The sequence below is a fragment of the Oceanisphaera sediminis genome (genome assembly GCF_039539745.1).
Taxonomy (GTDB): Bacteria; Pseudomonadota; Gammaproteobacteria; order Enterobacterales; family Aeromonadaceae; genus Oceanimonas; species Oceanimonas sediminis.
In genome coordinates this window covers 22,492-42,965 of the sequence record NZ_BAABDS010000033.1, presented here as the reverse complement: position 1 = coordinate 42,965, position 20,474 = coordinate 22,492, and the positions used below count along the sequence as shown (strand labels likewise).

At 57.0% G+C, this 20,474-nt stretch carries 17 protein-coding genes; 16 read left to right on the top strand and 1 reads right to left on the bottom strand.

Annotation, left to right across the window (positions count from 1 at the left end):
- The first annotated feature begins 71 nt into the window (after positions 1-71).
- From ribH to cobU, 11 genes are all read left to right on the top strand, one after another.
- A complete protein-coding gene (gene ribH, locus ABD827_RS10890; protein WP_071471517.1) occupies positions 72-539 on the top strand; it encodes a 6,7-dimethyl-8-ribityllumazine synthase in 468 nt (155 codons plus the stop codon).
- Between the two features lie 13 nt (positions 540-552).
- Entirely contained in the window at positions 553-963 is a 411-nt protein-coding gene (gene nusB / locus ABD827_RS10885; protein WP_344964814.1) for a transcription antitermination factor NusB, read from the top strand.
- 46 nt (positions 964-1,009) lie between these two features.
- Positions 1,010-1,981 (top strand): thiamine-phosphate kinase, encoded by a 972-nt coding sequence (thiL, locus tag ABD827_RS10880; RefSeq protein WP_298718968.1) that lies wholly within the window; start codon positions 1,010-1,012, stop codon positions 1,979-1,981.
- Positions 1,978-2,457, top strand: a complete 480-nt coding sequence (locus ABD827_RS10875; protein ID WP_344964813.1) for a phosphatidylglycerophosphatase A family protein — start codon at positions 1,978-1,980, stop codon at positions 2,455-2,457. The genes thiL and ABD827_RS10875 overlap by 4 nt, the downstream gene beginning before the upstream one ends.
- Before the next feature lie 410 nt (positions 2,458-2,867).
- Positions 2,868-4,607 carry a dipeptide ABC transporter ATP-binding protein gene (locus tag ABD827_RS10870; RefSeq protein WP_344964811.1) on the top strand — a complete coding sequence of 580 codons (1,740 nt, stop codon included), beginning with the start codon at positions 2,868-2,870 and terminating at the stop codon, positions 4,605-4,607.
- 20 nt (positions 4,608-4,627) lie between these two features.
- The gene (locus ABD827_RS10865) at positions 4,628-6,181 is read left to right on the top strand and encodes an ABC transporter substrate-binding protein (protein WP_344964809.1); all 1,554 of its coding nucleotides are present in this window, start codon (positions 4,628-4,630) and stop codon (positions 6,179-6,181) included.
- A 165-nt stretch (positions 6,182-6,346) separates the two neighbouring features.
- The gene (locus ABD827_RS10860) at positions 6,347-7,321 is read left to right on the top strand and encodes an ABC transporter permease (protein ID WP_344964808.1); all 975 of its coding nucleotides are present in this window, start codon (positions 6,347-6,349) and stop codon (positions 7,319-7,321) included.
- Between the two features lie 5 nt (positions 7,322-7,326).
- Positions 7,327-8,262, top strand: coding sequence for an ABC transporter permease (locus ABD827_RS10855; protein WP_344964827.1), 936 nt, complete (start codon positions 7,327-7,329; stop codon positions 8,260-8,262).
- 654 nt (positions 8,263-8,916) lie between these two features.
- The gene (locus ABD827_RS10850) at positions 8,917-10,269 is read left to right on the top strand and encodes a hypothetical protein (RefSeq protein WP_344964807.1); all 1,353 of its coding nucleotides are present in this window, start codon (positions 8,917-8,919) and stop codon (positions 10,267-10,269) included.
- A gap of 415 nt (positions 10,270-10,684) precedes the next feature.
- Positions 10,685-12,778, top strand: coding sequence for an elongation factor G (fusA, locus tag ABD827_RS10845; protein ID WP_298718976.1), 2,094 nt, complete (start codon positions 10,685-10,687; stop codon positions 12,776-12,778).
- A 332-nt stretch (positions 12,779-13,110) separates the two neighbouring features.
- Positions 13,111-13,626: a bifunctional adenosylcobinamide kinase/adenosylcobinamide-phosphate guanylyltransferase gene (gene cobU / locus ABD827_RS10840; RefSeq protein ID WP_344964806.1), complete on the top strand. Its 516-nt coding sequence runs from the start codon at positions 13,111-13,113 to the stop codon at positions 13,624-13,626.
- 83 nt (positions 13,627-13,709) lie between these two features.
- On the opposite strand, the gene ABD827_RS10835 is transcribed toward cobU, so the two are convergent.
- Positions 13,710-14,627 carry a LysR family transcriptional regulator gene (locus ABD827_RS10835; RefSeq protein WP_344964805.1) on the bottom strand — a complete coding sequence of 306 codons (918 nt, stop codon included), beginning with the start codon at positions 14,625-14,627 and terminating at the stop codon, positions 13,710-13,712.
- A 107-nt stretch (positions 14,628-14,734) separates the two neighbouring features.
- On the opposite strand from ABD827_RS10835, the gene ABD827_RS10830 reads away from it, so the two are divergent.
- The 5 genes from ABD827_RS10830 to ABD827_RS10810 all read left to right on the top strand — a co-directional run bounded on the left by ABD827_RS10830 (position 14,735) and on the right by ABD827_RS10810 (position 20,455).
- A complete protein-coding gene (locus tag ABD827_RS10830; RefSeq protein ID WP_344964804.1) occupies positions 14,735-15,892 on the top strand; it encodes a CaiB/BaiF CoA transferase family protein in 1,158 nt (385 codons plus the stop codon).
- Between the two features lie 156 nt (positions 15,893-16,048).
- Positions 16,049-17,188, top strand: a complete 1,140-nt coding sequence (locus ABD827_RS10825) for an acyl-CoA dehydrogenase family protein (protein WP_344964803.1) — start codon at positions 16,049-16,051, stop codon at positions 17,186-17,188.
- Between the two features lie 58 nt (positions 17,189-17,246).
- Positions 17,247-17,996, top strand: a complete 750-nt coding sequence (locus ABD827_RS10820; RefSeq protein WP_344964802.1) for an electron transfer flavoprotein subunit beta/FixA family protein — start codon at positions 17,247-17,249, stop codon at positions 17,994-17,996.
- Complete coding sequence (locus ABD827_RS10815) at positions 17,996-18,943, top strand: electron transfer flavoprotein subunit alpha/FixB family protein (RefSeq protein ID WP_344964801.1); 948 nt, start codon at positions 17,996-17,998, stop codon at positions 18,941-18,943. The genes ABD827_RS10820 and ABD827_RS10815 overlap by 1 nt, the downstream gene beginning before the upstream one ends.
- 165 nt (positions 18,944-19,108) lie before the next feature.
- Positions 19,109-20,455, top strand: coding sequence for a YjiH family protein (locus ABD827_RS10810; protein ID WP_344964800.1), 1,347 nt, complete (start codon positions 19,109-19,111; stop codon positions 20,453-20,455).
- Positions 20,456-20,474 lie beyond the last annotated feature (19 nt).

Below are 20,474 nucleotides of genomic sequence, written 5' to 3'. Positions count from 1 at the left end.
CCCGGTGTTGTGCTTTTGTCACCCTCAGGTTGTGTTAGAATATGCGCACTTTTGTCCAAACAGGGATTCCCATGAAGGTAATCGAAGGGCTGATGGCCACTCCCGAGGCCAAGGTGGCGATCGTCGTCGCCCGTTTCAACAGCTTTATCAACGACAGCCTGGTGGCCGGAGCGCTGGATGTGCTCAAGCGTCAGGGTCAGGTAAAAGATGACAACATCACGCTGGTACGTGTACCGGGTGCCATCGAAATGCCGCTGGTGTGCAAAAAGCTCGCCAAGAGCGGTAACTACGATGCCATTGTTGCCCTTGGCTGCGTGATCCGCGGTGGAACCTACCACTTCGACCTGGTCGCCAATGAAAACAGCAAGGGCATGGCCAGCGTGATGATGGACTTTGAAGTGCCGATTGCCTTTGGAGTTCTGACCACCGAAAACATAGAACAAGCCATCGAGCGTGCTGGCACCAAGGCGGGTAACAAGGGCGCGGAAGCTGCCCTCAGCGCACTTGAAATGATTAACGTCCTGCAAGCGCTGGACTAAGAGGAGTACTGCATTGAAACCGTCTGAACGCCGTAAGGCCCGCCGTCTCGCCACCCAGGCTATCTACCAGTGGCAAATGACCAAGGATAACGTGGCCGATATTGCCCAGCAGTTTGCGCTGGAACAGGACACCAAAGGGGTGGATCTGGATTATTTCCGTGATTTGCTGTTTGGGGTCTCGGTGCATGTAAAAGAGTTGGATGCGGTGTTTTCGCCTTATCTGTCGCGCCCGCTGGCCGAGCTGGATATGGTGGACAAGGCGGTGCTGCGGTTGGCCACCTATGAGCTGACCCGGCGTGAAGATGTACCTTATCGGGTGGTGATCAACGAGGCCATTGAACTGGCCAAGGCGTTTGCCGCCGATGAAAGCCACAGGTTCGTCAACGGCGTACTCGACAAGGTCATCAAGCAGTTAAAAAAATAAACAATAAGCACGGGAAAAAGCCAGCAGTCGCTGGCTTTTCATTTATATGAATGAATTTGACATAATAAAACACTATTTTACCGTCGCCAGCCACCGCAAGGATGTGCTGATGGGACCGGGCGATGACTGTGCCCTGTTACAGTTGCCGGCCAATTCGGTGCTGGCAGTCAGCACCGATACCCTGGTCAGCGGTGTGCATTTTTTTGCCGACATGGATCCGATGGCGCTGGGGCACAAGGCCCTGGCGGTGAATCTCTCGGATCTGGCGGCCATGGGCGCCGATCCTTGCTGGGTGTCGCTGGCGCTGACCCTGCCCGAGGTCGATGAAAACTGGATCAAGGGCTTTTGTGCCGGCTTCTTCGAACTGGCGGAATATTATAACGTGGCGCTGGTCGGCGGTGACATGACCCGCGGCCCGCTGTCCATTACCGTGACCGTGCATGGCACCCTGCCGGAAGGTAAGGGCCTGCGGCGCAACGGCGCCCGGGTAGGCGACGGCATTTATGTTACCGGTACCCTGGGTGATGCGGCATTGGGCCTGCAACAGGTGCTGGGTAATATCACGGTGCCCGAGGCGCACCGGGACTTTGTTCGCACCAAGTTCGAGCATCCGCATCCGCGCATTCTGGCGGGACAGGCGCTACGCGATATCGCCTCCAGCGCCCTGGACCTGTCTGACGGTCTGGCCGGCGATCTGGCCCATGTGGCCCGCGCCTCCGGCATGCGGGCACAGCTGGAGCTGGAGCAACTGCCGCTGAGTGCGGCCATGCTGGCATCGGTGTCGCGAGAGCAGGGCTGGGAGCTGGCATTGACCGGCGGTGACGATTACGAGTTGTGCTTTACCGTGCCCGAACTGCACCGAGGGTTGCTCGAAACCGCGCTGGCGCACTGTGGCGTCAAGTTCACCCGGGTCGGGCGCATGCTGGCCGGTGAAGTGGGCGTAGAGCTCACTTCCGAGGGGCGTCCTTATCAGCTGGCATCGAAAAGCTGGGATCATTTTCGTAGTGGTACCGAATGAGAAAACCCGAGCTGGCGGCGCTGAAGCTGTCCAACCCCTTGCACCTGCTGGCCCTGGGCTTTGGCACCGGCCTGAGCCCGGTAATGCCGGGCACCATGGGCACCCTGGCGGCTATTCCGCTCTACTTGCTGATCCAGGGGCTGTCGCCGCTGTGGTATCTGCTGATCCTGGTATTGGGCTTCGTGGCCGGTATCTGGATTTGCAATGCGGCCACCAGGGCCATTGGTCGTCACGATCATGGTGCCATCGTCTGGGACGAGATCATCGGCTTTGGCATCACCATGTTCGCGGCCCCGGCCGGCGGCTGGTGGATACTGGCGGGGTTCGTGCTGTTCCGTTTTTTCGATATCGTCAAACCCTGGCCCATTCGCTGGTTCGATCGGCGGATACACGGCGGTTTCGGCATCATGTTCGATGACGTGATCGCCGGGCTGTTCGCCCTGGCCTGCCTGCAGGGGCTGGCGGCATTGCTGTAATCGGTGGCCGCGCCGCTTTCTGGCTGCGCGGCACTCTTCCTTTCTGCCAAACTTTCAAATCTCGTCCAGCCTCATCACACTCGCTTATCCTCCATCGTCTGCCGCTTTGCGTTCGTTATTTCCTTTTTAGAGTCAAAAGCCTACTTTTTATCGTCAGTCTTTCGGCTTATACGATGCCTTTAGTCATAAACACCATTGATAATTTGATGCTCGAAATATCTTGCTGAATTTGTGAGCTGCATCCCTATATCTGCGGTTTGTTTTGGTGTGAAGACAGGCTTACAATGGCGGTCTAATGTTGCTTTTTTGTTGCCGGCTGTCCATGCTCGGCAACGACGCACCGGCTGCCATTGAGGCCTGGTCGGTTGAAGGATGCGCAAGCGAGGGCTCGGGCCCGATTAAGGATGAGCATGTCCCTGTTAGCAATAAAACATCTGCGAATCGAATATCCGTCCCGTCATGGCGTGATGGCCGCGGTGGATGACCTTTCCTTCAGTATCGAAAAAGGCGAAATTCTCGGCGTGGTCGGGGAGTCCGGTGCCGGCAAGTCGACCATCGGCAATGCGGTCATCAACCTGTTGAGCCCGCCCGGCAGCATTGCCAGCGGCGAGGTTTACCTGGACGGCGAGAAGATCTCCGACCTGAATCCGACCGAGATGCGGGCCATTCGTGGCAGCCGCATCGGCTTTATCTTTCAGGATCCCATGACCTCGCTCAATCCGCTGCTGACGGTGGAATATCAGATGGTCGAGACCCTGCTGGCCAATACCGACATCAGCCGGGAGCAGGCGCGGCAGAAGGCCGTTTCTTTGCTCGACGCCGTGGGCATTCCCCAGCCGGAGCTGCGCATCAGGCAGTATCCGCATCAGTTTTCCGGCGGCATGCGCCAGCGGGTGGTGATTGCGATTGCCCTGTCCTGCGACCCGGAACTGATTATTGCCGACGAGCCGACCACGGCGCTGGATGTGTCGATTCAGGATCAGATCCTGACCCTGATCCGCAACCTGTGCAAAGAGCGCAACGTGGGCTGCATGCTGGTGACCCACGACATGGGGGTGGTGTCCAACGTCACCGACCGGGTGGCGGTGATGTATCGCGGCCGGCTGATGGAAATCGGCCCCACCGGACAGGTGCTGGGCGCGCCCAGCCACGATTACACCCGCAGCCTGATCTCCGCCGTGCCGCGTTCCGACGTCAAGCTGCGGCGCTTTCCGCTGGTGTCCTACATCGAAGACGCCAAGGAAAAGGTCAGTCTGGATCTCAAACATCACTGGCTGGGTCAGAATCAGGAGCAGCGCGACTATACCGGGCCGCTGTTGCGGGTAGAGCACTGCAACCTGCGCTTCGTCACCAAGGATTCGCTGTTTGCTTCCCGCCGCCAGTATCTGCAGGCCACCAAGGATGTGAGCTTCGAGATTAACGAAGGCGAAACCTTCGGTCTGGTGGGGGAGTCGGGCTCCGGCAAGTCCACCATAGCGCGGGCCATTACCGGCCTGTATCCGCCCGATACCGGCAAGATCTGGTTCGAGGGCATCGAACTCACCGCCATCAAACGCGAGCAGCAACGCCGCCCCCTGCGCCGGCAGATGCAGATGGTGTTTCAGAATCCCTATTCTTCGCTTAATCCGCGCATGCGGGTGGCGGACATCATTGCCGAGCCGATCCGTTTTCACCAGTTGGCGCAAAACGAGGCGCAGATCCGCGGCATCGTCGATGATCTGCTCGATTATGTCGGCCTGGGGCGGGCGGCGGGACTGAAGTTTCCTCACGAGTTTTCCGGCGGGCAGCGCCAGCGCATTTCCATCGCCCGGGCGCTGGCCACCCGGCCCCGGCTGCTGATTTGCGACGAGCCTACCTCGGCGCTGGATGTGTCGGTACAGGCGCAAATATTGAATCTGCTCAAGGATTTGCAGGATGAGCTGAAGCTGACCATGCTGTTTATCAGTCACGATCTTCCGGTGATCCGCCAGATGTGCGATCGCATCGGGGTGATGAAAAAAGGCACCCTGGTGGAGGTGGCGCCCACCGAGCAGTTGTTTACCGATGCGGCGGATCCCTACAGCCGCTCGCTGATTGCGTTAATGCCCGAGTTCAAGGGCATGTCACGGGAAGGCCTGGACATTTCCAATGCCCAAGCGGGCAAATATTAATGATGTCAACGGAGTGTTTCATGAAATCAGGACTCAACAAAGTAACGGCGGCGCTGCTGGCGGCCGGTCTGGCATTCAGTGTGCAGGCGGCGGATATCACCATCGCCTACGACGCGGATCCGGTGTCGATGGACCCCCACGAGCAGTTGTCCGGTGCCACCATGGAAATGTCTCACCTGCTGTTCGATCCCCTGGTGCGGTGGACCAAGGACTTTCAGTTTGAAGCGCGGCTGGCAGAAAAATGGGAGCGCATCGATGAAAACACCCTGCGTTTTCACCTGCGCCAGGGCGTGAAATTTCACAGCGGCAACGAGCTGACCGCCGACGACGTGGTCTGGACCTTTCAGCGTCTGAAGGAATCGCCCGACTTCAAGGCCATTTTCGAACCCTTCAGCGCGGCCAGCAAGGTAGACGACCATACGGTAGACCTGGTCACCAAGGGACCCTTTCCGCTGGTGCTGAATACCGCGACCTATCTGTTTCCGATGGACTCGAAGTTCTACAGCGGCACCACCGACGACGGCAAGAACAAGGGTGAGGTGGTCAAACACGGCAGCTCTTTCGCCTCTACTCATCCCTCGGGCACCGGTCCCTTCAAACTCAAGTTTCGCCAGCAGGGTGTGAAGGTGGAATACGAGCGTAATGCCGATTACTGGGATCAGAACTCCCCCGGCAACGTGGACAAGATGACGCTGGTACCGATCAAGGAAGACGCCACTCGAGTAGCGGCGCTGCTGGCCGGTGATGTGGACTTCATCAAGCCGGTGTCGCCCAACGATCACGCCCGGGTTGAAGCGGCCAATGACGTCAAGCTGGTCACCGAGGCGGGTACCCGCATTATTACCTTTCAGCTGAATCAGGAACGCTTCGAGCCGTTCCAGGATGTACGGGTACGGCAGGCGGTCAACTACGCCATCAATCAGGACGGTATCGTCAAGCGCATCATGCGCGGCTTCGGCACCACCGCCGGTCAGCAGGCGCCGGCCGGGTATGTGGGCCACAACCCCGAGCTGACGCCGCGTTACGATCTGGACAAGGCGAAGCAACTGATGGAGGAGGCGGGTTACAAGGATGGCTTCAAGATCAGCATGATTGCGCCCAATAACCGCTACGTGAATGACTATCGTATTGCCGAGGCGGTGAAGGCGATGCTGGCACGCATCAACATAGAGGTGGATCTCAAGACCCTGCCGGTGGCCCAGTACTGGCCGGAGTTTGACAAGTGCGCCGCCGACATGCTGATGATTGGCTGGCATTCGGACACCGAAGACACCGCCAACTTCTCCGAGTTCCTGACCATGACCCGTAACGAGGAAACCGGTCGCGGCCAGTACAACTGCGGTCATTACTCCAACCCCGAGCTGGACGCACTTATCGAGTCCGCCAACCTGGAAACCGACGGTGGCAAGCGCGAACTCATGCTGCAGCGGGCCGAGAAAATCCTCTATGACGATGCCGCCTTCGTGCCGCTGCACTGGCAGAATCTGGCCTGGGGCGCCCGCAACAATGTTGCGGCCGAGCCTGTCGTCAACGCCATGGACTTCCCGTATCTGGGTGATCTGGTGATCGAATAAGATCCGGGACTCGGGACTCGGGACTCGGGATTAGGGACTTGGGACTAGAGCTTCACACCTAAGGTCCTGAGTCGGGGGCTGGCAGGGCAATCCCTTCCAGTCCCCAATCCCTATTCCCAAATCCCTGTTTTTCGATCCCCAATCCCGTAATTGGATATCACAACCATGCTTACTTTTTTACTGAAACGGCTGTTCCAGGTGCTGATCGTGATGTTCGTCATCAGTCTGGTGGCGTTTTCGATTCAGGACAATCTGGGCGATCCGCTGCGTGAGCTGGTCGGCCAGTCGGTATCGGAAGAGGTGCGTCAGCAGATGCGAACCGAGATGGGGCTGAACGATCCCTTTCTGGTCAAATACGGGCGTTTTATCGGTCATGCCCTGCAGGGAGATTTTGGCACCTCCTACTTTTACAAGCAGCCGACCCTGGAGGTTATTTTCGAGAAATTGCCGGCCACCCTGGAACTGGTGTTCTGTGCCAGCGTGCTCATTATTGCGCTCAGCATTCCGCTGGGGGTCTATTCCGCCATCAAACCCCGTGCGTTCTTGTCCCGGGCGGTGATGGGTATCAGCATTATCGGCATTTCGGTGCCGGTGTTCCTCACCGCCATTCTGCTGATGTATGTGTTTTCCATCGAGCTGGGCTGGCTGCCCGCCTATGGCCGGGGCGAGTTGACCAGTCCGCTGGGCTGGGAGTCGGGCCTGTTCAACTGGCAGGGCTTTCGCAACCTGATTTTGCCGAGCATTGCGCTATCGTCGATCATGCTGCCGCTGTTCATTCGGCTGGTGCGTTCCGAAATGCTGGAGCAGCTGAGCGCGGAATACGTCAAGTTTTCCTGGGCCAAGGGCCTGGACAAATACCGTATCTGGTTTATCCATGCGCTGAAAAATACCCTGCTGCCGCTGATCACCGTGGGCGGGGTGCAAATCGGCACCATGGTGGCCTACACCATACTGACCGAAACCGTGTTTCAGTGGCCGGGTATCGGGCTGCTGTTTCTCGATGCCATCAACCGGGTGGATACGCCCCTGATCACCACCTACGTGATTTTTGTCGGCTTTATCTTTGTGGTGACCAATACCATCGTCGATTTGATCTACGGTCTGATCAATCCGACCGTTAACCTGGCCGCGAAGGGGTAAGCATGATGACGACAGACGTTAACTCGAGCCGCTGGGCCCGCTTCAGGCAGTCGGACTTTTTGTATCACTTTCGGCGTGACAGAGTGGCCATGTTCAGCTTTGCGGTGTTTGTGGCCCTGCTGGCCGCCGCCTTGCTGTCGCCGATTATCGCGCCGCACAATCCTTACGATCTGGCGACCATCGACATTCTGGACTCGGAGCTGCCGCCGAGCTGGCTGGAGATGGGCGACGAGCGTTTTCTGCTCGGTACCGATGTGCAGGGGCGGGATATTCTGAGCACCATGCTCTATGGCTCACGGGTGTCTTTGATCATTGGCCTGGGCGCGGTGGCGCTGCAGCTGGTGATTGGCATAGTAGTAGGCCTGTCGGCCGGTTACTTCGGCGGCCGTATCGACAACCTCTTGATGCGTTTTGCCGATGTGCAACTGTCGTTCTCGACCATGATGGTGGCCATTATCGTGTCGGCGGTGTTTCAGGCCACCCTGGGCGCGGACTTCTATGCCGAGTATGCGGTGCTGATGCTGGTGGTGATCATCGGCCTGGCCGAATGGCCCCAGTATGCCCGCACCATTCGCGCCACCGTACTGGCGGAGAAAAAGAAGGAATACGTGGAGGCGGCGCAGGTGATGGGCTTCAAGTCGATGCGCATCATGTTTCGCCACATACTGCCCAACTGCCTGTCGCCGATACTGGTTATCTCGACGGTGCAGGTGGCCAACGCCATCATGAGCGAGGCGGCGCTGTCGTTTCTGGGCCTGGGCATGCCGGTAGACAAACCCTCGTTGGGCTCCTTGATCAGCATGGGCTTCAGCTACATTTTCTCCGGCTCCTGGTGGATTACCGCCTTTCCCGGTATCTATCTGGTGATACTGGTGCTGGTGATCAACCTGCTCGGCGACTGGCTGCGCGATGTGTTCAACCCCAAGATTTACAAAGGGTAATACCAATTTGAATAAAGATCTGATCATTTTTAAACCCGAGCTCAGAGGTAACACCGCCGCCTCCCACGACACGCCATGGGCTAAGGCCACCTGCGCTTGACGATGGCTGCAAACATTCACTGGATGTTTGGTCCATCACCAAACTTGATGCAGGCAGCAAGCTGCCCCCTGAGGGCTCGGGAAATGCCGTCCATGGCATTTCACGGTCGTGGCAGTCGATCTCTGTTGCCTCTTCTCGAGCACCGAGTTGTCTGCAGGCGGCGCCAACAGGCAACTCCTTGGCATCAGGGAGGATAAAGGGATCTGCTCCGCCGACCCTCTGCGCCAAGGATGGCGCGGCGGAGCCTAGAGGGGGCAGCTTGCTGCCGTGACGAAGTGCTTTAGTCTGATCGAACATCCAGTGAATGTTCGCAGTAGGCTAAAGCAGTGAGTGTCACGTCCCACGGCGTGTCGGCGGAGCGGGCCATTTGTCCGACCTTTGCAGAGCAACCAAATAGATCAATTATTTAATCCCTTTGGTATAACTGGCAAGCGACGAGCCGATAAGACGCCATGGTGTGAACCATGGCGTTTTTGTTGACGGCTATAGGCATCCGCAGGGTGGGGGCGGTATGATCGATACCTTGTCCTCATTCCAAGACGGAGCCCACCCCCTTGCTCGCCACCCTTTACTCTCTTTTTCCTCTTGCCTCGCGCAGTCGGCTGGCGGGAATACTGATCATGACGGCCATGGCACTGGTGGCGGCGGAGTTGCTGGGGCTGCCGGTGGCGCCGGGCTGGGCCGGGGCCAGCTACTGGTGTGCGGCGGCCTTGTTGTGGCCGGGGCTGGCTCGGCGCAATCGTGTTCAGGCGCTGCTGTTGCTGCTGGTGGGGGCCGGCTGTCTGGTGCTGAGTCGGCGGCTGGGCGCCGAAGTGAATATCGAGCGCATCGTGGCCGGCAACAGCGGTCTGCTGTCCATGCTGGTGGCGGTGAGCTTTCTCGGGCTGGTGAGCCGACCGGGTGGTGAAGACGAGACGGGCTGGCCCCGAGGGCAGCGGGCGGTGGCCTCGACCCTGGGCGCGGTGCATCTGTTTGGCTCCGTGATCAACCTGTCGTCGGTGTTTATCATCGGCGACCGGCTGTCGCGGGCAGGCAGTGTCAGCCGGGAGCAGGCCATAGTGCTGATTCGCGGTTTTACCGCCGCGGCCTTCTGGTCACCCTTTTTTGCCGCCATGGCGGTGGCATTGAGCGTGGCGCCCCAGGCGAAGCTGGCCTCGCTCTGGCTGGTCAGCATGCCGTTGGCATTATCGGGGCTGGCACTGACCTGGTGGCAGTTGAGTCGTCAGCATGATGGGGAGGAGGGTGGAGAACAGGCGGCGGCGAGCGAGTTTACCGGCTATCCCCTGCATCTGTCCGGTTTGCTGTTGCCGGGGCTGCTGGCGGTTGCGGTGCTGCTGTTGCACCAGCTGTGGCCGGCGCTGTCTATTCTGGCGGTGATTACCCTGCTGGCGCCCTTGCTCAGCCTGCTGATCCTGATGGCGACCAGACGCTCGCCGCTGGCGGGACTGGGGCAACTGGTGAATGGCCGCCTGCCGCAAATGGGCAACGAGCTGGCGCTGTTTCTCGCCGCCGGGGTACTGGCTTACGGACTGGACAGCCTGCTGTCGAGTTGGGGCGGGCGCCTGCCGCTGAGTGGCTTTGGTGCTGCCGAGGCCAGCCTGACCTATCTGGCGATTGTGTTGCTTTCCCTGCTTGGTATTCATCCCATCATCTGTATTGCGCTGGCGGGCTCGGTGCTGGCACCGCTTGCGCCTGATCATACCCTGCTGGCGCTGGTGTTTTTGTCGTCCTGGGCGGTAGGAACCTCTACCGGCCCCTTGTCCGGCATCAACCTGGCCTTTCAGGGGCGCTACGGAATCGACTCCTTTCGTATCATGCGCTGGAATCTGAGTTATCTGGGCATGATGTCGGTGCTGGTGGTGCTGGCCATCTGGGTGCTGGCCGCCTCGCTCGGCGTGAATCAATAATGACTCTGGTGTAACATTCAGGCATTGGAATCGATGGCGCCATCTGCCGGTGCCTGTTGCAGGAGAAACCCGTGAAATTCATCTGGCTCAAGGTGTTACTGACCGCATTGATCTTTGCCGGCCTGTTTGGCTGGGTCTACTACAAGGTCGCCAGCGGAAGCATGTAATATACACTGCATGTGACGCTGTCGCTTCAAGGGGCAAGTGGCCGTAACTGCCGAGTATCGGATTAGAGGCGATACGTGTTGTCAATGAAGATTCGATTTGTGCAAAAAGTGTTCTGTTTTATTGCCGCGGCCATTTGCGCCCGACAAGGTTCTACTGCATAATACGCGCCTAAAAAACCTGATGTGCGGTGTGTCGGTACTCTTCACATGCTCCGTCTACTTCTTTAATCAACCATAAAAGTTGCATCATGTCCGAATTATCCAAATACAGAAACATCGGTATCTTCGCTCACGTTGACGCGGGCAAAACCACGACCACCGAGCGTATCCTCAAGCTGACCGGTAAAATCCACAAGTCGGGCGAGACTCACGATGGTGAATCTACTACCGACTTCATGGAGCAGGAAGCCGAGCGCGGTATTACCATCCAGTCTGCAGCCGTAAGCTGTTTCTGGAAAGACCACCGCTTCAACGTTATCGACACCCCCGGACACGTTGACTTCACCGTTGAAGTTTACCGTTCCCTGAAAGTGCTGGATGGCGGTATCGGTGTATTCTGTGGTTCAGGCGGTGTTGAGCCCCAGTCAGAAACCAACTGGCGCTATGCGAACGACTCCGAAGTTGCGCGTATCATCTTCGTTAACAAGCTGGACCGTATCGGTGCCGACTTCCTGCGCGTTGTTCAGCAGACCCGTGACGTACTGGCGGCCAACCCCATCGTGATGGTGCTGCCGATCGGTCGTGAAGACGAGTTCAAGGGCGTTGTTGACCTGCTGACCCGTAAAGCATACGTCTGGGACGAGTCTGGCCTGCCAGAAAACTTTACCGTCGAAGACGTGCCGGCCGACATGGTTGATCAGGTAGAAGAATACCGCGAAATGCTGGTAGAAAGCGCCGTTGAGCAAGACGACGACCTGATGGAATCCTACATGGAAGGTGTTGAACCTTCTATCGAAGACATCAAGCGTTGTATCCGTACTGGTACTCGTAACCTGGCCCTGTTCCCGACCTACTGTGGTTCTGCCTTCAAGAACAAGGGCATGCAGCTGGTACTGGACGCCGTTGTTGACTACCTGCCGAACCCGGTTGAAGTTGAGCCCCAGCCGCTGACCGACGAAGAAGGTAACGAAACCGGCGAGCACGCCATTGTTGATGCCGATCTGCCGCTGAAAGCACTGGCATTCAAGATCATGGATGACCGTTTCGGTGCCCTGACCTTCGTTCGTATCTATGCGGGCCGTCTGAAGAAGGGTGATACCATCCTCAACAGCGCTACCGGCAAAACCGAACGTGTTGGCCGCATGGTTGAAATGCACGCCGACGAACGTAACGAGCTGGAATCGGCACAAGCCGGTGACATCATCGCCATCATCGGCATGAAGAACGTACAGACTGGCCACACCCTGTGTGACGTCAAGCACCCCTGTACTCTGGAAGCCATGGTGTTCCCCGAGCCGGTTATCTCTATCGCCGTTGCGCCGAAAGACAAGAACGGTTCCGAGAAGATGGGCGTGGCTATCGGCAAGATGATCGCCGAAGATCCGTCTTTCCGCGTAGAAACCGATGAAGATTCCGGTGAAACCATCCTGAAAGGCATGGGCGAACTGCACCTGGACATCAAGGTCGACATTCTGAAGCGTACCTACGGTGTTGAACTGATCGTGGGTGAGCCGCAGGTTGCTTACCGCGAAACCATCACCGCCGAAGTGGAAGACAGCTACACCCACAAGAAGCAGTCTGGTGGTTCCGGTCAGTACGGTAAGATCGACTACATCATCCGTCCGGGTGAAGCCAACACCGGCTTCGTGTTCAAATCATCCGTTGTGGGTGGTAACGTACCGAAAGAATTCTGGCCTGCAGTTCAGAAAGGTTTCGGCAGCATGATGGACACCGGTACCATCGCCGGCTTCCCGGTGCTGGACGTTGAATTCGAACTGATCGACGGTGCTTTCCACGCCGTTGACTCCTCGGCCATCGCGTTTGAAATCGCTGCTAAAGGCGCTTTCCGTCAGTCCATTGCCAAAGCCAAGCCGCAGCTGCTTGAGCCGATCATGAAGGTTGACGTGTTCAGCCCGGAAGACAACGTAGGTGATGTTATCGGTGACCTTAACCGTCGTCGTGGCATGATCAAGGATCAGATGGCTGGCGTTACCGGTGTTCGTATCAAGGCCGACGTCCCCCTGTCCGAAATGTTCGGTTACATCGGTTCACTGCGTACCATGTCTTCCGGTCGTGGTCAGTTCTCCATGGAGTTCTCCCACTACGCGGCTTGTCCGGCCAACGTATCCGAAAAAGTTATTGCTCAGGTTAAAGAACGTAAAGCCGCTGAAGCCAAGAAGTAATTCTGCTTTAAAGACGCTGGTTCTTTGACAAAAACCGCTGCCTCGGCAGCGGTTTTTTTATGGGTGAAGATAAAGAGTGAGGAGTGAGGGGTCCTTGGGGTGAGGAATCCTAATACCCATCGGATTACAGCGGCGATCTTTTTGTCTGTCATTTCAATCCCGGACAAAGGGTCCGCTCCACCGACACGCCGTATGTAGTGGCACAACAGTTCCTAGGTTGGGACGAGGAACGAATCCCAACACCGTTCGCAGCGGTACAACATCATCCAGAAGCCAACGTATCATATCGGCTTTTTTCAGGATCCGGATAAAGAAAACCAGGGTATACGAGTATGAAACAGTTTGTTTTGGGTGGAGCACGCTCGGGCAAGAGCAGCCTGGCAGAAAGACTCTGCGCCGATTGTGGTGACAAGGTGGCCTATATCGCGACCGCCAACAAAGCCTGGAATGATGCTGAAATGGAGGCGCGTATTACCCGGCATCGGCAACAAAGGTCCGGACACTGGCACACCATTGAAGCCCCGGTTGCACTGGCCGAGGCGCTGGCTGAGCTGCAGGATTATGATGCGGTGATGATCGACTGCCTCACCCTGTGGCTGAGCAACTGCCTGCATCAGGACTGCTGGCCACAACAGCGGCAGGATTTTTTACAGGCCCTGGAAAATTTTAACGGCGAACTGGTGATAGTGAGCAATGAAGTCGGCATGGGCATAGTGCCGCTGGGGGAGCTGTCACGCCGCTTTGTCGATGAAAGCGGTTTCCTGCATCAGGCGGTAGCCGCGCGCTGTGAGCGGGTTATTTTTACCGCCGCTGGCTTGCCACTGGTGATGAAAGGCCCGGGTTTATAAACAATGATTACTCTTTGCTAAAAACCGCTGCCTCGGCAGCGGTTTTTTTATGGTTGAAAATCACAGGGGCACCTTAATCCAGATTACTGAACAGGCTCTGTGGACTCATCCTCTTCGGAAAACATTGTTTTGATTTCATTCATTACAGCTTCGGCTACCTGAGTCGGCGAAAAGTGGTGGGAATGGGCCATTACTAATTTTTGTGACGGCAGCTCGTTTGAAATGGGCCGACAGACCAAGGAGGCGCCGTCATAGGTCAGCCGCGAAGCAGGGCGGGTGATCAACACGGACACACCGAGGCCGTGAGCCACCATACCGCGCGCTATCTCCAGTGAGGTGGTTTTGTAGGTGATATTGGGTTGCAAATGATACTGCCAGAAGGGAGACATCAGAAACTCCCGGCTGGAGGGCAGGTCAATCTGGATCAGATCTTCTTGCGCCAGCTCTTCGAGGGTAACACTATCCTGTTTTGCCAGCAGGTGTTCCGGCGGCAGGGCTGCATAGAACTGGCATTCCTTCAGCAGATACACCTGGGGTCGTCCGGTCATGCCCAGATCGTAGGTCAGGGCCAGTTCGACCTGACCGGTATTGAGCATTCGGTTGACCGAACTGAGATCGCCTTCGCGTAATTGGATCTCGACTTTGGGCAGCCTGCTTTTCAGGCGTCGGATCAGGTTGGGGATATAGGAAGGCCCCAGAGTGGTGAAGTAGCCGATGGTGATCTGGCCGCGAAGCTGATCGCCTGCATCCTGAGGCTCCCTAAACGCGTCCGCCCTGGATAGCAGGGCGCGAGCCTCTTCCAGTTTGCCGCGTCCGAACGGGGTGATCGAAAGTCCCTTGGGAGGGTTGCGGATAAACAGGTCGGCTTCCAGTTCTGTTTCCAGGTTGCGCACGATAAGCGATACCGCCGGTTGTGACAGGTGCAGGCTGCGGGCAGCAGCAGAGGTGCCGCCGTATTCGGCAACCGCGACGAAAACCTTGAGCTGGTGAAGTGTAATCACTATCAGAAAATCACATAGTTAATATCTGTAACTACTATTTTACACAATGATAACGTGCTGACAAACTCGATCTCAACATCAAAGGACGAATGAGAGAGTGCCCTATCATGGAACTGAATAGTAAGCGCCTGCCCCTAGAGGGAATCAAGATAGTCGATCTGACCCGGGTTTTATCCGGTCCTTTCTGTACTGCCTTGTTATCGGACCTGGGCGCCGACATCATCAAGGTAGAGCCGCCGGCGGGAGATGAGTATCGCCATGTAGGTCCCTTCAAAGAAGGGGAAAGCGCTCTGTTCACCCTGATGAATCGCAATAAGAAAGGGGTGGTAGCGGATCTTAAAAACAGTAGTCACCTGGCCTGGGTGCTGGAGCTGGCGAGCGATGCCGATGTCTTTGTTGAAAACTTCAAACCCGGTGTGGCCGAGCGTCTTGGTGTGGGATACGAGGCAGTCAAGGCAGTTAACCCGGATATCATCTATGCCAGTATTTCCGGTTTCGGTCAGAGCGGTGAGCATAGCCAGCTACCGGCCTACGATCTGGTGGTACAGGCGATGTCTGGCATGATGGCGATTACCGGCGAGAAGGATGGTGAACCGACCAAGGTCGGCGAATCCATTGCCGATCTGGTAGCGGGGCTCTATGCCTCCTGGGCCATATTGGCAGCCTTGTTCGATCGGCAGCGTAGCGGAGAGGGTGTCCATCTGGATATCGCCATGCTGGACTGCCTGTTCTCGTTGATGCCAACTCCGGTAGCCCAGTGGATGTTCGGTGGTGAGGCCCCCGGACGAGTCGGCAACCGGCACCCGCTGTCTACACCCTTTGGCTCTTTCTCTGCCCAAAATGGACAAGTGATTATCGCTGTGCTGAACAACCGCCAATTCGCCGCCCTCTGCGGCGCCATGGATCAGCCGGCCATCGCCGAAGATCCCCGTTTTAGTTCCGATGAAGAGCGTACCCGCCATGAGCCGGAGTTACGGGATCTGATAGAAACCTGGCTTGCCGGACATAGCGTGGAGTCGGCCATCGCCGCCCTAGCCGGGGCCGGAATTCCAGCCTCACCTGTGCTGGGGATGGATGAAGCTCTGGCGCACGCTCGCGATGGTGAACGTCAATTATTGCCGACTCAGCACCATCCACGCCTCGGGGATATTCCCATGATGGCCCAGCCGGTCCGGGCCAGTAGCTGGAAAACATCAGTGCCCAAGACGGCACCGACTCTGGGCGAGCATAACGGCGAGCTGTTCGACCAGGTTCCCAAACCTTAATACCAGCGGCCCAGAGTCCTATGGCCTGAAACCAATAACACCCATATTTCACCAGCCGATTTCTGCAGGTGGAGGACAGTTGTGTCCTGAAAACACCTGACGTCCTGAGTGACCGGACTTTCTTGACCGGAATCGGCACAGCGAGGAGAGATGAATATGAATATTACCGTTACCGAAGATGATCAGATGTTGTCCGATGCACTGCAGCGTTTTTGCCAAGAGGTGATAGCACCGGCTGCAGCGGAAGTAGACGAGAACAGCCTGTCGGCAACCTGCCATCGGCCGGCATTGTCCGATATCGGGATCATGGGGATGAACCTGCCGGAAGCCTATGGCGGTACCGGTGTATCTGCCGTTTCTCTTTACCTGGCCGTTGAACACCTGGCAGCGGCCTGTGGCTCCACCGCCTCCATGGTCACAGCACATTTTCTGTCTACCGATTCGATCCTGCTGGGCGGTACCGAGGAGCAGAAACAGGCCTGGTTGCCCGACGCTGCGGCAGGTCGCAAGCTCGGTGGCTTTGCGCTGACCGAACCCAGCGCAGGATCGAATCCGGCCGCCATGCGTACAGTGGCGGAGAAAACCGAAAATGGCTACCGCATCCGCGGCGTCAAACACTTTATCTCCAATGCCGCCGAGGCGGACTTCCTGGTGGTTTACGCCAAGACCGACAAGAGTGCCGGTCACCGCGGTATCAGCGCCTTTATCGTCGATCGTCATTCGGCCGGAGTCGAGGTGAGTTCTCCCGAACGCACCATGGGCCTGAAGGGCGGCCATGTCTTTGAAGTCGCGCTGGACTGCGAGGTGCCGGCCGCGAACCTGCTGGGCGGAGAAGAAGGCAAGGGGTTCCGTACCGCCATGCATGTGCTGGATAACGGACGGGTTGAAATCGCCGCCAGCTGTACCGGTATCGCTCGTGCCGCCTATCAAGCTGCCCTGTTCTGGGCCAAGACCCGTGAGGTTAACGACCATCCCATTGCCGAGTTCCAGGGCCTGCAATGGATGATTGCCGATATGGCGACCGATTTGGAAGCGGCACGCATGTTCGGCTTGAAAGCAGCCACCAAGCGTGAGCAGGGAGAACGGTTTTCGCAGGAGTCGGCAATGGCGAAACTCTACGCGTCCGAAGCGGCCGGGCGCATTACCGACAAGGCGTTGCAGATCCATGGTGGCTACGGTTACACCCGTGAAATGCCGCTCGAGCGCTATGTTCGCGATGTGCGCATTATGCGCATCTATGAAGGCTCATCCGAGGTCCAGCGCAATATTATCGCCCGTACTGTACTGCAGGACTGATATCAGACTGGTTGTCGGCTGGCAGCCAGTCTCTCGTTGATAAACGGAGGTTTTTGAAATGAAGATTCTGGTCAGCGTTAAAAGAGTTATTGATTACAACGTCAAGGTTCGCGTCAAGGCGGATCACAGCGATGTAGATCTGGGCAACGTCAAGATGGCGCTCAATCCGTTCTGCGAAATTGCCGTCGAGGAAGCGATTCGACTGAAGGAAGCCGGCACGGCCACCGAAGTCGTGGTTGTGTCCATCGGCCCGAAAGCCGTACAGGAGCAAATCCGTGCGTCGCTGGCACTGGGTGCCGATCGAGGTATCCATGTCGAGACAGAGATCGGCTCCGAACCTTTGTCAATAGCCAAGCTGTTGACCAAGGTGATGGCAGAGGAAAAGCCGGACCTGGTGCTGTTGGGTAAGCAGGCTATTGATGCCGATAACAATCAGATCGGCCAGATGTTGGCCGCGATCACTGGCATGGGGCAGGGGACGTTTGCCTCCGCAGTAAAAGTTGAGGGCGATGAGGTCCTGGTTACCCGGGAAGTCGACGGCGGTCTGCAGACTGTCGGCCTGAGGCTACCTGCGATCATCACCACGGATTTGCGTCTCAACGAGCCGCGTTATGCTTCCTTGCCGAACATCATGAAGGCGAAGAGAAAGCCGCTGGAGGTCAAAACCCCGGCAGAGCTTGGGGTGGAGCTACGCGTTCATGCCCAGCTGCTGAAGGTGGAGCCTCCGGTCGCGCGTCAAGGGGGTAGCAAGGTGGCTTCGGTTGCGGAGCTGGTCGACAAACTGAAAAATGAAGCGAAGGTGATCTGATGGCTATTCTGATTGTTGCGGAACATGATAACGGCAGTCTGAAGCCGGCTACCTTGAATACGGTCTCGGCGGCAGCCCAGATAGGCGGCGAGATAGAAATTCTGGTAGCCGGTGTCGGCTGTCAGGCTGCTGCCGAAGAAGCTGCCAGCGTTGCCGGCGTATTCCGGGTACTGTTGGCGGATAATCAGGTCTATATGCATCAGCTGGCCGAAAACGTCGCCTTGCTGGTGGCGCACCTGGTGGATGAAAGCGGCAAGGAGTACCACCATGTACTAACGCCGGCGACCACGACCGGCAAGAACCTGCTGCCGCGCGTCGCGGCGCTGCTGGATGTGGGGCAGTTGTCCGACATCGTTGCGGTCGAAAGCCCTGATACCTTCAAGCGACCCATCTATGCCGGTAATGCCATCGCCACCGTCCAATCACTGGATCCTGTCAAGGTGATCACGGTGCGCAGTACCGCCTTCGATGCCGTGGCCGCCACCGGTAGTTCGGCTGCGATTGACACTGTGGAGGTTGTTTGCGATGCCGGACTCTCCCGCTTTATCGATGAAAGTGTATCTGTCTCCGATCGTCCGGAGCTGACCTCGGCCCGGATCGTTGTCTCCGGCGGCCGGGGTATGGGTAACGGCGAGAACTTTGCCTTGATTGAGCAGCTGGCCGACCGGCTGGGTGCCGCCATCGGTGCCTCCCGTGCTGCTGTTGATGCCGGTTTCGTGCCGAACGACATGCAGGTTGGCCAGACCGGCAAGATAGTGGCTCCGGATCTCTATATTGCCGTCGGTATTTCAGGCGCAATCCAGCATCTGGCCGGTATCAAGGATTCCAAAGTGATAGTTGCAATCAACAAGGATGAAGAGGCTCCGATTTTTCAGGTCGCAGATTACGGTCTGGTGGCGGATTTGTTTGACGTGCTGCCGCAACTGACCACCCAGTTGGCGCAATGAGGATCGGAAAAATCAGCATCAGGGAGGTTTGCTGGGGAGTTGGGGAGTGAGTTGATTGAGGTAATGCAGTCCTGAGTGAATGGTTTGCTACGGATGCCGGTTAAGGGTGTACCCCTGCCATCATGGCAGGGGACTTCTAGCAGAATCAAATATGGAGATAGATGGATGAATAACGCTGAAATAATACAGGGAAGGAGCAGTGGTGCCGTGAAGGCGCTGTTTGGCAGCGTAATTGGTTTGCTGATTTTCTTTATTCCTTTCTCGGTCGATGCCGATAAATCTAATGTGCCGCTGGTGACTATCATCGGCGCTATCAAGGCATTTCTGGGCACGAATCTGGAGTACATCACCCTGGGGCTCACGGTACTGCTGTGCATCACCTGGGTTGCCTCCAAGGTGACCAGTAATGCCGCATTGAAACGCTATCACCGCAAAGACAATGTTATTGCCGGCCTGCTGTTCGTGCTGGGAGCCGTGTTTGCTGCCCTGCTGGTGTTCAGGATAGGACCCGACTGGTTTCTACACAAGGATGTCGGCGGCCTGGCGCTCTATCTCGGTGGCAGTGTGTTCCTGACGGTCATCATCGCCGGCTTCTTTGTGCTGTTCCTCACCGAATTTGGTTTTCTCGAGTTTGTTGGTACTCTTATGGAGCCGCTTATGCGTCCGCTTTACCGGCTGCCGGGACGTTCAGCCGTGGATGCCGTCGCTTCTTTCGTCGCCGCACCGGCGGTCGGCATCTTTATCACCAACAAGCTTTACAAAAGCGGCCATTATACCCAGCGTGAAGCGGCCAGCATTGCGACCAATTTCAGCATCTGCAGTCTGGGCTTCTTTGCCTTGCTGGCCTCGATCGGCGGCATCATGGATTACTTGCCGCACATGATCATCTCGTCTTTTATCATCAACTTTGTACTGGCCGCCGTGGTCACCCGCATACCGCCGCTGAGCAACAAACAGGATATCTATTTTGATGGTCAGCCGGTGCAGGAGACAGCTAAAGGTACCAACGTATCAGATAGCAATATATGGATGCGCGCCTGTAGTGCTGCCGTAGAACGGGCATCGATGACGAGGGCCGATGTCTTCTATAAATATTTCTGGGAGGCGGCGACCTTTGCCCAGAAAATTGTCGCCTATATCCTGTCGATCGCGACCATAGCGCTGATCGTCGGTACCTATACGCCGGTATTCGACTACCTGGGAGTGGTGTTTGAGCCCTTGCTCAATCTGCTGGCCTTGCCCGATGCGGACAAGATAGCCCCGACGGTACTGCTCTCGATTGCCGAGATAGCCTTGCCGGCCATCATCATCGCTGGAGCCGATGTCGCACCCATGAGTGTGTTCTTTGTCTGCACACTGTCCACCATTCAGATCATCTTCTTTACCGAAAGCGCGAATGCCATGCTGGAGTCTGATATTCCGCTCACGGTGAAGGATCTGGTTGTGATCTTCCTTATCAGAACGGTGCTGGCTATTCCTCTGGTGGCACTGGCGACCCATCTGATTTTCTGAGGCTGAATCAGGCTTAATG

Excerpts from the sequence above, each read along its gene's own strand:
- ABD827_RS10855 (WP_344964827.1), top strand. The coding sequence starts at position 7,327 with ATGACGACAGACGTTAACTCGAGCCGCTGGGCCCGCTTCAGGCAGTCG.
- ribH (WP_071471517.1), top strand. The coding sequence starts at position 72 with ATGAAGGTAATCGAAGGGCTGATGGCCACTCCCGAGGCCAAGGTGGCG.
- fusA (WP_298718976.1), top strand. The coding sequence starts at position 10,685 with ATGTCCGAATTATCCAAATACAGAAACATCGGTATCTTCGCTCACGTT.
- ABD827_RS10875 (WP_344964813.1), top strand. The coding sequence starts at position 1,978 with ATGAGAAAACCCGAGCTGGCGGCGCTGAAGCTGTCCAACCCCTTGCAC.
- ABD827_RS10810 (WP_344964800.1), top strand. The coding sequence starts at position 19,109 with ATGAATAACGCTGAAATAATACAGGGAAGGAGCAGTGGTGCCGTGAAG.
- ABD827_RS10825 (WP_344964803.1), top strand. The coding sequence starts at position 16,049 with ATGAATATTACCGTTACCGAAGATGATCAGATGTTGTCCGATGCACTG.
- cobU (WP_344964806.1), top strand. The coding sequence starts at position 13,111 with ATGAAACAGTTTGTTTTGGGTGGAGCACGCTCGGGCAAGAGCAGCCTG.
- ABD827_RS10865 (WP_344964809.1), top strand. The coding sequence starts at position 4,628 with ATGAAATCAGGACTCAACAAAGTAACGGCGGCGCTGCTGGCGGCCGGT.
- ABD827_RS10860 (WP_344964808.1), top strand. The coding sequence starts at position 6,347 with ATGCTTACTTTTTTACTGAAACGGCTGTTCCAGGTGCTGATCGTGATG.
- ABD827_RS10830 (WP_344964804.1), top strand. The coding sequence starts at position 14,735 with ATGGAACTGAATAGTAAGCGCCTGCCCCTAGAGGGAATCAAGATAGTC.
- ABD827_RS10820 (WP_344964802.1), top strand. The coding sequence starts at position 17,247 with ATGAAGATTCTGGTCAGCGTTAAAAGAGTTATTGATTACAACGTCAAG.
- thiL (WP_298718968.1), top strand. The coding sequence starts at position 1,010 with ATGAATGAATTTGACATAATAAAACACTATTTTACCGTCGCCAGCCAC.
- ABD827_RS10870 (WP_344964811.1), top strand. The coding sequence starts at position 2,868 with ATGTCCCTGTTAGCAATAAAACATCTGCGAATCGAATATCCGTCCCGT.
- ABD827_RS10815 (WP_344964801.1), top strand. The coding sequence starts at position 17,996 with ATGGCTATTCTGATTGTTGCGGAACATGATAACGGCAGTCTGAAGCCG.